Below are 16,277 nucleotides of genomic sequence, written 5' to 3'. Positions count from 1 at the left end.
TCAGCTAGAAATACACCCTAAAACTGGCATTTGGGGTTACCCCTAAAGAAACCCGCTGAATTTGCTCTATCTCATTAGCATCGCTCAAGCGATAGTAGGTGTTCAATGTATTTCTTCTATTGGTAAGGTTTAGAATAGATGCGCCAAATGAGGCTTTAATTCGCTTATTTAAATTAAAATCATAAATAGCGGAGGCATCCATCCTAAAATATTCGGATATACGACTGCTATTGGGCTCCCTATAATTAATCTCATTGGGAAAAACAGTCGTATCGATAGGATTGTCTTCATCCGGTTCCGTAAAAGGTCTCCCGGAACGGTAGTTCAATCCAAAGCCTATCTTAAGATTGCCGTAGGTGTAATTTCCGGCAAGGGTTATAGCGTGTCTTATGTCTAAATTGTTGGGGAAACTTGGTGGTGCCAAAGTTTCAAAAGTATAGTTGTTCAAGTTATAGGTATAACTTAACCACGCGCTATAATAGTTGTTCTTTTTATTAATCAGTACCTCAACACCCTTATTGGTATATGCGCCTATTTCACTGTTGAACTGACCCTGATTCTGAAATCCTTGTGTATTTACGTTGATTCCTTGCACTTCTTTAAAAAAACCTTCTATACCAAAGTAAAAGCTATTCTCATCATAGTTAATACCAAGCGAGCCCTGTTTGCTTGTAGTGACTGGTAATGTAGATTCATCTGCCAAAACCCAACGGCGTTTTTCTATGCCTAAGAAATTCTGTTCTAGATCTATGATTTGGTTGGTGCTCTGACTTTTAAATTCGCCTAACAACTCTGTTTTAAAATGGGGTGCCAATTCATAACTTATATTTAACCTAGGCTCCAAACGAAGCTTTTGAAACGTATTTACGTTTTCTATATAATTTAGCCTAGCACCGGCCCTAGCTACCAGTTTTTGGTTCGCAGAATTGTAGTTCATTTCGGAGTAAAGCGAGTGCGTGTAAACCACTCCTTTAATATCGCTTATGAATGTTGGTTCGTTTAATTCGGTTGTATTTTGAATACCTGTTTCAACTACTTGATAGCCGTTTGTCCATTGTAGACTTTCATTAAACTTGTACTTTGTGCTTAGTTTAGCACTCTTTTCTACTACACGATTATTCTGCACGAGACGCTGTCTGGCCTCGTTAGAAATACTCAGGGCATTTAGACGGTATCTAGTGTAGTACAGATTTAGGTTTGATGAAAACCTATCCGTCCAGTCGCTCTCTAGCGTTCCTCCAAAAGAGAGATTGGTCTGATCTAAATTACTTTCTATAGAACGGTTACCGGTTTCATTGGTCTCTAAGTAATCCAATCTATTGTCAATACTTATTAGACTTAGACGCACTCTTTGGTACGGATTAATATCGTAGAGCACTTTTCCTGTAAAATCATAAAAGTAGAAATCACTATCGGTCTCTATTTCACTGTCTTGGAATGCTTTTTCCGAAAAGGTATTGTATGTTGGTGTATTCAAAAAGTCCGTGTAGGAACGTCTGCCAGAAAACTGGACGGCTAAATTTTCCTTAATCGGAATTTGGGCATAGGCATCTCCACTGATCAAATTAAAACCGGCTCCTCCAAAAATGGTAGTTTCAATCTTGTTTTTTGTTCTCATGTCCAAAACGCCGCTGACTCCATCACCGTAAGTTGCACTCGTTCCATTTTTTATCACCGATATTTTATCGGTCAGATAGGGGTTAAACGCTGATATTAATCCAAAAAAGTGACCGGATTGATACATTTTTATCCCATCCCACAGAATAAGGTTTTGGTCATTTGTACCTCCTCTGATATTAATGTCGGATACCGTTTCGTCAACACTTCTTATACCGGGAAGCGCCTGTATCGTTTGGAGAATATCAGGTTCTATAAGTCCAGGTAAGATTCCAAATTCTTCAGTATTCAGTTCCACGCTTCCATCTTCTAGTTTGGCCAAACCGTCCGTTAGGAATTTATAGACGATAACCTCGTCCAATTCTTGATAATTCTGCGCAAGAGCTAATATTTTGCATGGTTGGGCTTGCACAAGTTCCTCTGCGGTAATAAATAAGGTTTTAAACCCCAAATGCTTCACTTGTATTATGGACTTCCTAGGAATATTCGTAAAAGAGAAAGAACCTTCTGAATTGGTTACTGTAGCAACGGTACTCCCTAAGACCTGTACAGAAGCTCCGGGAATGGTATTACTTTCATAGTTGTCCAGCACCTGAGCACAAATATCTACGGTGGTGCTTTTGGAAATGGAATAGTATCTACTATTTAGTTTTTCAATCTTTAATTGGGTTTGCTTTCTAATGTCATTTAATATGACCTCTAGGTTGGAATCGTTCGGAAAGGAAACTCTTATTTCTTTTAAGTCCTCGTCTACGTAAGAAAACTTAATGCCATAGGTAGACTCTAATTCCTGTATTAGCGTGGTGACCGCAATTTTAGAACTGGCCGTATCTTGGGCTTTACTATTGCCCCAGAAGAGTAATAATAGAAGAGAAAGTAAATAGGATGTGAGCGTATTAAGGTGCGCTTTCCCCATAGAACAGCACTTTATTCCCCTCTAATTTAAACTTTATTTGAAGAGGAACACTGATACTTCTAAGGGCAAGCTCCTTATCCGTATTACTAAAGGTTCCGGTGAACAGCTGTGCTGTATCTATATTTTTTGTTTCAATGGTGGTATTGTGCTGACGTTCAAATTCATCAAAAACATATGAAAGCGGAATACTTTTAAAAGTACTTTCATTGTTTAACCAAGAAGGTGTAGTATTTACGGCAACTTTGGACTGGGTAATTTTCCCGTTTACGGATAGGAAGGAGTTGCCTGCATGTAATTTTATTTCTTTACCATTATAAGTAACGCTTACTATGCCCTCGTAACAGGTAGCCTCAAAGAAGCCCTTTCTGTTTTCAACATTAAATTGAGTTCCGAGAACGCTAACCGCTCCTTGGTCTGTGCTTACCGTGAATTTTTTTCCTTTGGCCACTTTAAAAAATGCCTCTCCCTTTAAGGAGATATTTCTCTCTTCATCCCAGTTCTTTTCATTATACGATAAGTGCGAATCTGAATTTAGGATAACCTCAGAGCTATCGGGAAGCACAATTTCTTTACTTTCTGCATATTGGGTAGTTATAGTCGCGTCCAAAGTATTCAGATAAAAGTAAGAACCTGCTAATAGCACAGCAACTGCGGCCGCAATACGTAAAAAGCTTTTGAAAGGAGTTATGCTAACCACCTTAGGCTGCTTTTGAGCACGACGCTCTCCAAGTTGGGCCCAAGCTTCCTCTACATTATAATCAGGTGCCTCTATCCTTTCAGAGGAATCCATAATTTTCTTATAAGTAGCATACGCTTCAGATTGTTTAAACTCTTTGAGTTCTGCATCTGTAAGCTCATTATTCAGCCATTTTGCTAAGTAATTTTCTTGCATTAGTTCTAGCTTTATACTTTAATAACAACTTAATTTTAAAAAACCCTACTTTCTTTTGGGAAAATTATTTTTTATCAACCATCAACCATCAACCATCAACCATCAACCATCAACCATCAACCATCAACCATCAACCATCAACCATCAACCATCAACCATCAACCATCAACCATCAACCATCAACCATCAACCATCGACCCTTGTCCTGAGCGTAGTCGAAGGAATCAACCCTTGTCCTGAGCGTAGTCGAAGGAATCAACCATCAAATCCCATCAATCTTTTCTCGTAAACTTTTTAAGGCCAGGTGCATTCTTTTTTCGATTGCTTTGACGCTTACTCCTTCTAGCTCCGCAATTTGGGCGTATTTCATTCCATCAATTCTATTCAATAAGAAAGTGGAACGTTGATTTTCCGGTAGACTGTTTAACGCTATTTCCAGTTTTTCTTCAAACTCGCGCTCCTCTAATAAAAATTCTGGGGTCTCGTTGGTAGTTTTTAGGGTTTTATCCGCATACTTTAAACGAACTTTTTCTGCCTTGATAACATTCAAGTATAAATTGTTCGCTACAGTGTATAGATATGATTTTGCTTTTTGCGGAGGAACCTTAGCGCAATTTTCCCATAGTTTTACAAAGGCTTCCTGTACCGCATCGTGGGCTTTTTCTTCATTTCCGTACTTATAAAAAATATGGTTGAAAATAGTTTTGGCGTTTTCTTGGAATATAGTGCTGTATATTCTCTCTTCGCATACGTCCTTGTTGAGGTCTACTTCCAAAAGATGGATTTTTTTCAAAGATATTTGAAAAAAATTAAAAAAACGGGTAGGGTTTTTTTAGAGTAGGTTGTTTTAGGGTGGTACGAACTAATAATACCAAATCGTTATGAAAAAGTTTTTGAATTATGCAGCGTATATAAGCTTATTTGTCGTTGCACTGAATTTTACGTCTTGCCAAGATGAATTTGAAGAGATAAACACAGGAGAGGAGCCACAAGCCATAATGGCAAATTCCTCAACAGCTACCCTCGTGAAGAACACATCCACTAATGACGGCTCTTTTGATAATATAGTAGACGGAGCCAGTTGTTTTGATATTAAGTTTCCCTATACCGTCACGGTAAACGGAATTGAACTGACCTTAGATACTAGGGAAGACCTTCATATAATAGAGGAAATTTTTGACGCTATCGATAATGATGAAGACTTTTTAGAAATTCTCTTCCCCATTACGATTACTACCGGAGATTTCACGGAAATTACTATAAACGGTATTGAAGACCTGAGGGAACTTGCCGCGCAGTGTAAGGAAGGTGGAGAGGATGAAGATATTGAATGTATAGACTTTGTTTACCCAATGACCTTGTTCATTTTCGATATTAATCTGCAGCAAACGGGAAGTGTCTTAGTGGAGAGTGATAGGGATTTAAGAAGGTTCTTTGGAGGTCTTGACGACAATGACCTTGTAAGTTTTGACTTTCCTATTTCTTTGAAATTGTATGATGGTACTACGTTAGAGGTCAATAGCAATGAAGAACTGGTTAGGGCCATAGAGGATGCGAAAGATGCTTGTGACGAAGATGATGATGATGATTACAATGATGATGATTTTGATGAAGAGCGTTTGGATTTCTGCTTAACGGAGTGTCCATGGTATGTTAAGGAGATAAGACGTAACGATGTAGAGCAAACTGCGCAGTATACAGACTATATCTTCGATTTTATGGAAGATGGTACCGTAAATGTAAAGGATAGGGCAGGTATGAATGTTACAGGTACTTGGGAGTCTAGAGTAGGTGATAACGGAGCCGTCCTAGTGATGGAATTTGAAACCTTAGTAGATTTTACCTTAGAGTGGCAAGTTTACGAAATAGATGACCATAGAATAAAGCTCTTTAACGGCGAAAGTAATAGAATCGTAATGAAGCAAATTTGCGAGGAAGATGTAGTGCCTGCAAATCCGGATACATTGCGAGAAATCCTTAGGGAGTGCGAATGGATTATCAAAAAGGTGAAGAACCAAGGTGAGGAAATTGATAGGCTATTAGGTTATGAGTTTAAGTTCATGTCGGAAGGGGTGGTAACCCTTAGTAACGGAATGAATACTTCCGAAGGTACGTGGGAAATAGGTTTTAACGAAGAGCAAAAATTAGTTATGGCCATTACCATGGGAGATGAACCTGGAGTTAGCTTTGAATGGCCCGTCCGCGATTTAGCGAACAAGAGACTAAAGTTTGAAGTTGAAGAAATAGGTTATGAATTAGTACTCGAACGTAATTGCGATGATAACGAGGATGACCGCATTGTTCCCCAAATAAGGGAGGTTTTGATCAATGGTGATTGGAGCGTAACTACTTATATAGAAGGGGATATTAATAAAACCGAGATTTATGGAGGTTATAGCATTCAATTGATGGAGGACCACCAAATTTCTATCAAAGAGGGTGGAGAAGCTTTTGGCGAGGGACTATGGAGAGTATTGAGGAATAGTGAAGAACGATTAAAAGTGTATTTGAATTTTGGAGCTAACATGCCTTTTGACGAATTAACCGATGATTGGTTATTTGTCTCAATGACCAGCGTTAGCCTTGAACTAATACGCTTAAACGAAGATGGTACAACAGACATCTTGATTATGGAAAGATAAGAACATCCAAAAATACACCGCCAGCAGTAAAGAGTTGGGCCTCGTTGGTGGTGTTGATGGAGGTTTATAAAAACTGGGAATTTTCATGAAAATGTAACACCTTTTTTGCCCCACATCCCAGAGAAAGAGCACCCTTATAGCGGGTGCTCTTTTGTTTTTCAGATTTTAGCCTACTTCTTAGAGACTTACAACTGATATTCTTAAATTTGTTCTCCTTGTAAAATCTCAAAAAAAGATGTTTGATAATTTAAGCGAAAAGCTAGATAAAGCCCTTCATGTACTCAAAGGACATGGGCAGATTACGGAGATTAACGTAGCAGAGACCACTAAAGAAGTACGGCGTGCTTTATTGGATGCAGATGTTAATTTTAAAATAGCTAAGGAATTTACCAACAGGGTTAAGGAGAAGGCACTTGGTCAAAATGTCCTAACGACCCTACAGCCGGGCCAGTTAATGGTTAAAATCGTAAAGGACGAACTGACCCAACTCATGGGTGGGGATTCTGAAGGGATTAATCTATCAGGAAACCCTTCGGTGATTTTAATGTCCGGACTCCAGGGTTCTGGTAAAACCACATTTTCCGGAAAACTCGCCAACTTCCTTAAAACTAAGAAATCTAAAAATCCATTATTGGTTGCCTGTGACGTTTATCGTCCTGCGGCAATAGACCAGTTGCACGTGGTTGGGGAGCAGATAGGGGTTGCGGTGTATTCGGACCGCGATAACAACGATCCTGTGGCAATTGCAAAGGCCGGGATAGCAAAAGCCAAATCAGACGGACATAATGTGGTCATCGTGGATACAGCAGGTCGTTTAGCTGTTGATGAAAAGATGATGGATGAGATTTCCAATATCCATAAGGCCATTAGTCCTCAAGAAACACTTTTCGTCGTAGATTCTATGACAGGTCAAGATGCCGTAAATACGGCCAAGGCCTTCAACGATATTCTGAATTTTGACGGTGTTATCCTGACCAAGTTAGATGGTGATACGAGAGGTGGAGCGGCTATTTCCATTAAATCTGTTGTAGATAAACCCATTAAATTCATTGGTACAGGAGAAAAGATGGAGGCGATTGACGTGTTCTATCCCTCACGTATGGCCGACCGTATTCTGGGTATGGGAGACGTAATTTCTTTGGTGGAAAGAGCGCAGGAGCAATTTGATGAAGAAGAAGCGCGTAAGATTCAAAAGAAGATCGCCAAAAATAAATTTGGTTTTGATGACTTCTTAAGTCAAATACAGCAAATTAAGAAAATGGGGAATATGAAGGACCTTATGGGTATGATACCCGGTGCCGGAAAGGCCCTAAAAGGTCTGGATATTGATGATGATGCTTTTAAACATATTGAAGCAATAATACATTCCATGACCCCGGATGAGCGGTCCACACCTTCTAAGTTAGATGCAAGCCGTAAAAAACGCATAGCCAAGGGAAGTGGTAGAGATGTAAAGGAAGTGAATCAGTTGCTTAAACAATTTGATCAGATGAGTAAGATGATGAAAATGATGCAAGGCGGTGGCGGCAAGAAGATGATGCAGATGATGCAGAATATGCGTTGATTTGTTAGTAGTAAGGAAAAACTTTAAAAAATAAAATGGAAATTCTTGACGGTAAAAAAGTATCTAACGATATTAAATCAGAAATTGCTGCCGAAGTCGCAAAAATGAAAGAACGGGGAGAGAAAGTACCCCATTTGGCAGCTATCATCGTGGGTAATGATGGTGCCAGCCTTACTTACGTGGGCAGTAAAGTGCGTTCTTGTGAGCGTGTAGGCTTTGAATCTACTTTGGTCAAAATGCCAAGTACTACCTCGGAACAGGAACTTCTGAAGAAAATTAACGAACTGAACGATGATGCCAATATTGATGGTTTTATCGTTCAACTTCCCTTACCGGAACAGATAGATACCCAAAAGGTGATTATGGCCGTTCACCCAGATAAGGATGTAGATGGTTTTCACCCTACGAACTTTGGTAAAATGGCTTTGGATATGAGTACGTTCATTCCTGCAACACCTTTCGGTATTTTAGAACTATTGGAACGCTATAATGTAGATACCAAAGGAAAACATACGGTTGTTATTGGTAGAAGTCACATTGTAGGTAGGCCTATGAGTATTCTTATGGGGCGTAAGGGATGGCCAGGGAATTCTACGGTAACGCTTACACACAGCCACACCAAAAACATAACACAGATTATATCCCAAGCGGATATTGTTATTTCTGCACTAGGAGTCCCTAATTTCCTAAAAGCGGAAATGGTGAAGGATGATGCCGTTGTTATTGATGTGGGCATCACCAGAGTTCCGGATGATAGCAGGGAAAGAGGGTACTATATTACAGGAGATGTAGATTTTGAAAATGTAAGTAAAAAAGCATCTTACATAACCCCGGTGCCCGGAGGTGTGGGACCGATGACGATTGCTATGCTCCTAAAAAACACCTTGCTGGCAAGAGAAAGACACAGAAATAGAGAATAAAGCCCGAAAGGGCTTTTTTCATACCCCTTTTTAACATTTAAAAGTGTAACGTACAGTTTATTATATAGTCTAACGCGTAACTAAAATCAAACAATACCTTATGAATGGAAAATCAAGAATTTTAAGCGTAACTGGTGTAGCTGCTCTTTTTCTAGCTATTGGCTGCAAATCAGAAGTAAATGAGGCTCCCGAGAAGGAACTGACATCCGGTATTCTCAAGGAATATATGGACACCTCAGTTGAACCTGGCAACGACTTTACGGGCTATGTAAACGGCACCTGGGTAAAGAATACGGAAATCCCGGCAGACAAATCGTCCTATGGAGTAGGCTATATCGTCCATGAAGAGTCAGAAGAGAATGTAAAGAAGATTATTGAAGAATCTGCATCCGGGGATTTTGAAAAAGGTTCTGATGAACAAAAAGTAGGAGATTTATTTCAGTCCTACATGAATATGGAGAAAAGAAACGAACTTGGCGTTACTCCATTAAAAGCTGAATTCGATAAGGTAGATGCCATAGGTACTTATGACGAATTGGCCACCTATTTTGCATACGCCAATAAGTACGGTATAAATGCCCCTTTGAGTTTGTTTGTTTATCAAGACCTTAAGGACCCCACCATATATACGGTCTATACTTGGCAGGCAGGTCTAGGTCTGCCAGATCGCGAGTATTATCTAAAAGATGACGAACGCTCAAAGGAAATACAAACAAAATATGTTGAGCATATAGAAAAAATGTTCGATTTGGCTGGTCTTCCAAATGGTTCAAAGGCAGCAAAAACGGTCATGGACCTAGAGACCAGTATTGCTTCTAAACATCTTGAAAAGGAAAAAACGAGGGACTTAGTGGGATTATATAATATGTTTTCGGTAGATACTTTAGCTAATATTATGCCCAAGTTTAACTGGACAAACTATCTTACCGAAGCTGGTCTTGCAGACCAAAAGAAGTTAGGAGTTCTTATGTTGAATTACACAAAGGCGTTGGATAAAATCATTACTTCAACCAATTTGGAAACTTGGAAAACCTATTTAAAGTGGAGTGTTCTAGATGCGAACGCCTCTCGTTTAAACGAAGCGCTGGACAAACAGAACTGGGAGTTTTATAGCAAGGAGCTTCGGGGCACAAAGGAACAACGGCCTATGTGGAGACGTGGTGTATCTACGGTAAACGGCACTTTAGGGGAAGTTGTGGGTAAAGTGTACGTAAAAAGACATTTCCCGCCAGAGGCAAAAGAACATATGGAAACTCTAGTGGAAAACTTGCTCAAGGCCTATGAGGTAAGTATTAAAGAATTGGATTGGATGAGCGAGGCTACCAAAAAAGAGGCCTTGGATAAATTGAGCAAGTTCACACCTAAGATTGGTTATCCCGATAAATGGAAATCTTACGATATCGATATTAATCCAGATGATTTGTTCGGAAATCTTAGACGTTCTAGTTTAATGGAATATGACAGAGAATTGGCCAAGTTAGGTCAACCCATTGATAAGGACGAATGGGGAATGACGCCACAGACCGTTAATGCGTATTACAATCCTACCATGAACGAAATTGTCTTTCCGGCAGCTATTCTTCAACCTCCGTTTTTTGATTTAGATGCGGAAGATGCGGTTAATTATGGAGCTATCGGTGCCGTAATAGGTCATGAAATAGGTCATGGTTTTGATGATATGGGTAGCACTTTTGACGGTGATGGGGCTATGCGTAATTGGTGGACAGATGCCGATAAGGAAGAGTTCAAGAAGAGAACGGGTGCTTTGGTAGAACAGTATAACGGTTATGAGGTTTTGCCGGACCTTAATGTGAACGGTGAGTTTACACTTGGCGAAAATATTGGCGATTTAGGTGGCCTGAGCATAGCACTTAAAGCCTATAAGATGTCCTTAGGTGAGGATGAGGCACCGGTAATGGACGGTTTTACAGGAGAACAACGCGTATTTATCGGTTACGCTCAGGCGTGGAGAAATAAAGCAAGAGATGAGGCCATACGTGTGCAGATCAGTACCGATCCGCATTCCCCAGCTGCTCTAAGGGTTAATGGTATTGTAAGAAACGTACCGGAATTCTATACGGCCTTTGATATTAAGGAAACGGATTCTCTTTACTTAGCTCCGGAAGAACGCGTTAAAATTTGGTAGTCCGTAACTAATAAATGATAAGTTTAAGCCTTCAGTCTTTGGATTGGAGGCTTTTTAGTTAGCCAAGTCTGGAGTGTTTATTCCAGTGGCTGTAGAATCTACAGGTTTCAGGATGTCTATATCATTACTGTCATCGTAATCACAACTTAAAAGCACAAACGCACAAAGCAAACTCAGGACAAATACTATTTTTTTCATGAGGTGTTTTTTAGATTTAAATAGATAGACCTATTTACTTAAAACGCTTTAATCCTTAATTTCTTATTTGACGGTGAAAAAGAATACCGTACCTTTTAGGTAATGTTATCCAGTGTTGAACCAACGAAATTATTACCATGAAAAAATTATTATTTAGTGTGCTAGCAGGATGTATTCTGTTGGTGAGTTGTGAAGAGAACAAAAAAGACCCTGCTATTTCCATTAATGTTTCCTTTGCTAATACAGCTAGTGAGACCCCTAAAGATGGTCGCCTGCTCTTAATGCTATCTAATAATGATGAGAAAGAGCCTCGTTTTCAAATTAATGATGGCCTAAATGGGCAATTGATTTTTGGGATGAACGTCGACGAGATGAAACCAGGAGATGTTATCACTTTTGATGATACGGTTTTTGGTTATCCCTATTCAAGTCTAAGTGATGTGCCACCGGGAGAGTATAACGTACAGGCCTTGCTACATGTGTATGAAACCTTTAATCTGATTACTGGGCATACGGTCAAACTTCCAATGGATAATGGTGAAGGTCAACAATGGAAGAGTTCGCCAGGGAATCTATACAGCAAACCCTTTAAGATAAGAGTGGTGGATAAAGGTATTGAGAATGTTGCAGTGGTAATGGATCAGGTCATACCTCCAATTGAAGAGCCAAAGGATACGGAGTGGATAAAACATATTAAAATAAAATCCGAAAAACTTTCAGAATTCTGGGGAAGGGATATGTACTTGGGAGCCCATGTTCTTTTACCTAAAGGTTTTAACGAACACCCGGAGGCCAAGTATCCCTTGATGGTTTTTCACGGTCATTTTCCGGATGATTTTGGAGGTTTTAGAACAACGCCACCAGACCCTGAAATGAAGCCGGAGTATTCGGAGCGTTTTAATTTAGAGGGCTATAACGTTATACAGCAGCAGGAGGCCTATGATTTCTATAAGCGTTGGAACGAGCCAGATTTTCCAAGAATGATTATCATAGAAATACAGCATCCAACCCCATACTATGATGATTCCTATGCCGTTAATTCGGCAAGTCAGGGCCCCTATGGTGATGCCATTACCTACGAACTTATTCCCTATATCGAAAAAGAGTTTCGTGGTTTGGGAGAAGGTTGGTCTCGCTTTCTTTATGGAGGCTCAACCGGTGGATGGGAAGCCCTGGCCGTACAGGTGAAATATCCAGAAGAATATAATGGATGCTTTGCTGCGTGTCCGGACCCAATAGATTTTAGAGCGTATTGCTTAACCAATATTTACGAAGATGATAACGCCTACTACTATGATAGTGCGCATAAAAAGTTAGCGGTTCCTGCGCATAGAGATTATTTGGGGAATATTCAATCAACTTTGATTCAAGGAAATCATCTAGAGCTGGTTCTGGGAGACAAGTCGCGTTCAGGGCAACAATGGGACATTTGGGAAGCGACCTATTCTCCTCAGGGAGATGACGGTTACCCGGTTCGTATTTGGGATAAGATGAGCGGTGATATTGACCATACCGTGGCGGAGTATTGGAAAGAAAATTATGACCTAAGACATATTCTGGAAAGGGATTGGGATAAACTTGGAGATGACCTTAAAGGTAAAATACATATTTATTGTGGAGATATGGATAATTATTATCTCAACAATGCCGTCTATCTCATGGAAGATTTTTTAGAAAATACATCAGAACCTTATTATGACGGGGAAGTACTTTATGGCGATAGGGCAGAACACTGCTGGAACGGTGACCCGGAAGAACCTAATGCAATAAGTAGGCTACGCTATAACAGCATGTATGTCCCTAAAATTATGAAACGTATTGCGGAGAGTGCACCGACAGGAGCCGATTTGACTAGCTGGAGATATAAATAAAGGTCCTCAATTTTGACAGTGTATAATCATTTATTTTTTAGATCATGGTAACAAATTTTGTTTCCTTAACTAAGGGTAATGAGTGAAAAAGAGATTCATGATTTTTTTGATAGAATAGATACGTTAGCAGCTAATACCAAACCTATGTTTGGAAAAATGAACGTGAATCAAATGATTTGTCACTGTACGGACCAAATTCGTTTGGCCTTGAATACCATACGTGCAGAGGAGTACGGTGGTTTAACGTCTAAAGAGGTCATGGTGCTGTCTAGTGCCGGAAAAACCGTTCCGGTGGCTAAAGGATTGGGACAGGTAGAGGGAGGCGGAACGCAACCGACTCATTTTAGAAACGACGTTGTTTTATTAAAACAACATATTTTGGAATTTTCTCAATTGGATAATGATTTTGTCTGTGGGCCACATCCTTATTTTGGTCAACTGAACAAAGCGAAATGGACCCGTATAACAAAGTATCACCTTAATTACCACTTAAGCCAATTCAACGTATAAAATTGTACAAGCAGAAAGGTAATCGATAAAAAGAATTAAAACATATGAAATACAGAAGATTTGGAAGAACGGATTGGCAAGTGAGCGAAGTAGGTTATGGTATGTGGGGAATGGCAGGGTGGACAGCTTCGGACGACCAACAATCGGCAAAATCGCTGGATTTGGCCGTTGAAAACGGAGTTAACTTTTTTGATACCGCTTGGGGTTATGGTGAAGGTCATAGTGAAGAATTACTTGGCGAGTTGGTCAAAAGACATCCCTCTAAAAAATTATATACCGCCAGTAAGATTCCTCCTAAAAATTTTCAATGGCCTGCAAAGCCAGAATATCGTTTCGAGGACTCTTACCCTGTGGAACATATCATGGATTTCACGCATAAAACATTACGAAATTTGAGAATGGAGCAGTTGGATTTAATGCAGTTTCATACCTGGGACGATGTTTGGAGCGATAGGGAGGAATGGCAGCGCGCTATTGAGGATTTAAAGACTTCCGGGAAAATAGGAGCTATGGGTATTAGCATGAACCGCTGGGAGCCCGAAAATGGAATTAAAGCATTGAAAACCGGAAAATTGGATACAGTTCAGGTTATCTACAATATTTTTGACCAAGCTCCTGTAGATAAATTATTCCCATCATGTAAAGAATTAGATTTAGGAATTATTGCACGGGTACCTTTTGATGAGGGTACTTTAACGGGAAACATGACAAAGGAGACCACTTTCCCAGAGGGCGACTGGCGAGGAACTTATTTTGTGCCCGAAAACTTAAATTCTTCTGTGGAGCATGCAGATGCGCTAAGACCACTAATTCCCGAAGGAATGACTATGGCCGAAATGGCACTCCGCTTTATTTTAATGAACGATGCTGTGAGTACAACCATTCCAGGAATGCGAAAACAACGCAATGTTTTGGCCAATACAGCAACAAGCGATGGGCAAGGGTTGTCACGAGAATTGTATAAAGAACTCCATAAACATAGATGGGATAGGGAACCTACGGAGTGGTCGCAATAATTAAAAGTTAAACGTATTTTTTAGTTAGGCCCGTTTACTTGGCAAATAGTTGTCCCATATCTTTGAAGGCTTTGAACTCTAATGCGTTACCGGCCGGGTCTAAGAAAAACATGGTGGCTTGTTCACCAACCAAACCTTGGAACCGCACATAGGGTTCAATCACGAATTTTACACCTTTGTTTTTTAACTCTTCTGAGAAAGACTCAAAAGTTTCCCAAGGTAGTACAACGCCATAATGTGGAACGGGAACATCATGACCATCTACAGGGTTATGATGTTGGTCCGTAGATTCAGTTTTAGGTTTATAGTGTATGACCAATTGATGTCCAAAAAGATTGAAATCTACCCAATGGTCGCTACTTCTTCCTTCTTCACAGTTCAATATTTCTCTGTAGAACGTTCTACATTCTGCCAAGTTGTGTACCGGGATGGCAATGTGAAAAGGAGTTACGGTGTTGTTCATGACAAGATGCGTATTTTATTGGTGCATTAAAAGTAAGAGATTGTGCAGAACCTCACAATTACTTACTTAAAAATTCGACGATCTTTTCATTGACCTCGTCTTGATGCATGGAATGCCCTAACCCTTCAGTGCTAATGAATTCACTGTTTTTCCAACTGGCGTGGACTTGTTCAGAAGCGTGGTAAGGCGCAATGACATCTAGTTTGTCATGGAATAAAAGACCTTTCTTAGTATTCAACCGTGCAAAGCGAGAGGTCGAAAATTCTCGTATGGTAAAGCCAAACCTATCTCTAATGTATTTTGCTAGTGCATTGTATACCCGTGTATTTAAACCTAGAAGTAGTTGATAATGGCTCATGATTTCATGAAATTCCGATGGAGAGCCGATGGTAACCATTTTCTCTACGTTGGCGTTGCTGTATTGGTATTCATTGTACAGCAAGGTCATTCCACCCACGGAATGGCCTACGAGATGTTCGGGATCGAACTTTGTGACAAGTTCTTGAAGTACCTGGGAATATAGAGGAACATAAAGATATTTTCCTGAAGAATAGCCATGTGCAGGAGCATCAAATGCAATAATGTTGTAACCTGCATTGGAAAGTTTTTCAATTAGTTTGTGCCATCTCCAAGTATTGCTTTCCCAGCCATGAACTAGCAATACGGTATCTCCACTACCTTTCCATTCATATAGTTGAATTTTATGGTCGGCTATAGCGATAAGCTCTTTTTTCTTTGGGTCTAAATAGGTTTTCTGATGTGGAAGTATACGCCCCTTTCTCACCGTGCAAAAGATATAGAAAGCCTTTTTTGCCGCTTTGGTTGGGTTAATCAAGGCCAATACATTAAGGGACATGCCGTAAAGTTTTGGAAGGAATTTGGCCAAGCGTTTTTTCATAAGGTTACTTTTTGTAACTTGGTTATTATTTGTAATCAAAAATACATAAATGATTTGTAATCCGCACTGGTTACATAACTCTAATCTGGTATCGTAATGGAAACTATAATTGACAATCAACAAGTTAGGACGGCAAAAAAATTAAAAAAAATGTTCGGTCATATCGATTATAGAAATCCGCCAGAATTATGTCCTGTACGCGATGTATTGGCCTTGGCCTCTGACAAATGGAGTATTCTTATCATTCTATATTTAGGCTACTTTCCCGTGTTGCGTTTTAATAAGCTGAAAAAATATGTCTATGGTATTTCCAATAAGGTTTTGAGCGAACGCCTTAAGATGTTGGAGACCGATGGTTATTTGGTGCGTAAAATGTATCCCGAGGTTCCAATACGAGTGGAGTACAGCCTAAGCGACTTTGGTAAAAAATATGTAGAAAAATTAATTCAGTTAACGGAATGGATGCAGCTCAACAGTCCCAAAGTACTTCAGAATAAAGAAAAATTTCAAATAAAATAAAAATAGGTTTCAATTGCTGATAATTTCTTTTAAGAGAGCATCAACCCTTGTCCTGAGCGTAGTCGAAGGGATCAACCCTTGTCCTGAGCGTAGTCGAAGGAGTCA

At 39.7% G+C, this 16,277-nt stretch carries 14 protein-coding genes; 8 read left to right on the top strand and 6 right to left on the bottom strand.

Features of this window, described 5'->3' with window-relative positions; genetic code table 11:
- Positions 1–4 precede the first annotated feature (4 nt).
- The 3 genes from EJ994_RS09035 to EJ994_RS09020 form a co-directional block, all read right to left on the bottom strand.
- Entirely contained in the window at positions 5–2,533 is a 2,529-nt protein-coding gene (locus EJ994_RS09035) for a carboxypeptidase-like regulatory domain-containing protein (RefSeq protein WP_126592153.1), read from the bottom strand.
- Complete coding sequence (locus EJ994_RS09030; RefSeq protein WP_126592152.1) at positions 2,514–3,425, bottom strand: FecR family protein; 912 nt, start codon at positions 3,423–3,425, stop codon at positions 2,514–2,516. Before EJ994_RS09030 ends, EJ994_RS09035 begins: the two co-directional genes overlap by 20 nt.
- Positions 3,426–3,687: 262 nt before the next feature.
- Positions 3,688–4,218, bottom strand: a complete 531-nt coding sequence (locus EJ994_RS09020) for an RNA polymerase sigma factor (protein WP_241240754.1) — start codon at positions 4,216–4,218, stop codon at positions 3,688–3,690.
- An 88-nt stretch (positions 4,219–4,306) separates the two neighbouring features.
- Between EJ994_RS09020 and EJ994_RS09015 the strand changes: the two genes are divergently transcribed.
- The 4 genes from EJ994_RS09015 to EJ994_RS09000 all read left to right on the top strand — a co-directional run bounded on the left by EJ994_RS09015 (position 4,307) and on the right by EJ994_RS09000 (position 10,697).
- Positions 4,307–6,067 carry a hypothetical protein gene (locus tag EJ994_RS09015; protein WP_126592151.1) on the top strand — a complete coding sequence of 587 codons (1,761 nt, stop codon included), beginning with the start codon at positions 4,307–4,309 and terminating at the stop codon, positions 6,065–6,067.
- A 235-nt stretch (positions 6,068–6,302) separates the two neighbouring features.
- Entirely contained in the window at positions 6,303–7,631 is a 1,329-nt protein-coding gene (gene ffh, locus EJ994_RS09010) for a signal recognition particle protein (protein WP_099573150.1), read from the top strand.
- Positions 7,632–7,666: 35 nt separating this feature from the next.
- The gene (locus tag EJ994_RS09005; protein ID WP_099573149.1) at positions 7,667–8,551 is read left to right on the top strand and encodes a bifunctional 5,10-methylenetetrahydrofolate dehydrogenase/5,10-methenyltetrahydrofolate cyclohydrolase; all 885 of its coding nucleotides are present in this window, start codon (positions 7,667–7,669) and stop codon (positions 8,549–8,551) included.
- Positions 8,552–8,651: 100 nt separating this feature from the next.
- The gene (locus EJ994_RS09000) at positions 8,652–10,697 is read left to right on the top strand and encodes a M13 family metallopeptidase (protein WP_126592150.1); all 2,046 of its coding nucleotides are present in this window, start codon (positions 8,652–8,654) and stop codon (positions 10,695–10,697) included.
- A gap of 54 nt (positions 10,698–10,751) precedes the next feature.
- Here EJ994_RS09000 and EJ994_RS17425 read toward each other — a convergent pair whose 3' ends face one another.
- Entirely contained in the window at positions 10,752–10,895 is a 144-nt protein-coding gene (locus tag EJ994_RS17425; RefSeq protein WP_164721442.1) for a hypothetical protein, read from the bottom strand.
- A gap of 137 nt (positions 10,896–11,032) precedes the next feature.
- On the opposite strand from EJ994_RS17425, the gene EJ994_RS08995 reads away from it, so the two are divergent.
- The 3 genes from EJ994_RS08995 to EJ994_RS08985 all read left to right on the top strand — a co-directional run bounded on the left by EJ994_RS08995 (position 11,033) and on the right by EJ994_RS08985 (position 14,292).
- The gene (locus tag EJ994_RS08995) at positions 11,033–12,766 is read left to right on the top strand and encodes an alpha/beta hydrolase-fold protein (RefSeq protein WP_126592149.1); all 1,734 of its coding nucleotides are present in this window, start codon (positions 11,033–11,035) and stop codon (positions 12,764–12,766) included.
- A 78-nt stretch (positions 12,767–12,844) separates the two neighbouring features.
- Entirely contained in the window at positions 12,845–13,276 is a 432-nt protein-coding gene (locus tag EJ994_RS08990; RefSeq protein ID WP_126592148.1) for a DUF1569 domain-containing protein, read from the top strand.
- Between the two features lie 44 nt (positions 13,277–13,320).
- Positions 13,321–14,292 carry an aldo/keto reductase gene (locus tag EJ994_RS08985; RefSeq protein WP_126592147.1) on the top strand — a complete coding sequence of 324 codons (972 nt, stop codon included), beginning with the start codon at positions 13,321–13,323 and terminating at the stop codon, positions 14,290–14,292.
- Positions 14,293–14,326: 34 nt separating this feature from the next.
- Here the strand turns inward: EJ994_RS08985 and EJ994_RS08980 are convergent, their stop codons facing one another.
- Both EJ994_RS08980 and EJ994_RS08975 read right to left on the bottom strand, forming a co-directional pair.
- Positions 14,327–14,755, bottom strand: a complete 429-nt coding sequence (locus EJ994_RS08980) for a VOC family protein (RefSeq protein ID WP_126592146.1) — start codon at positions 14,753–14,755, stop codon at positions 14,327–14,329.
- 58 nt (positions 14,756–14,813) lie between these two features.
- On the bottom strand, positions 14,814–15,653 hold the full coding sequence (locus EJ994_RS08975) for an alpha/beta fold hydrolase (protein ID WP_126592145.1): 840 nt from the start codon (positions 15,651–15,653) through the stop codon (positions 14,814–14,816).
- Positions 15,654–15,749: 96 nt separating this feature from the next.
- On the opposite strand from EJ994_RS08975, the gene EJ994_RS08970 reads away from it, so the two are divergent.
- Entirely contained in the window at positions 15,750–16,172 is a 423-nt protein-coding gene (locus tag EJ994_RS08970; RefSeq protein WP_126592144.1) for a winged helix-turn-helix transcriptional regulator, read from the top strand.
- Positions 16,173–16,277: the final 105 nt, after the last annotated feature.

The sequence above is a fragment of the Maribacter sp. MJ134 genome (genome assembly GCF_003970695.1).
Taxonomy (GTDB): Bacteria; Bacteroidota; Bacteroidia; order Flavobacteriales; family Flavobacteriaceae; genus Maribacter.
This window is presented reverse-complemented; position numbering and strand designations above follow the sequence as displayed.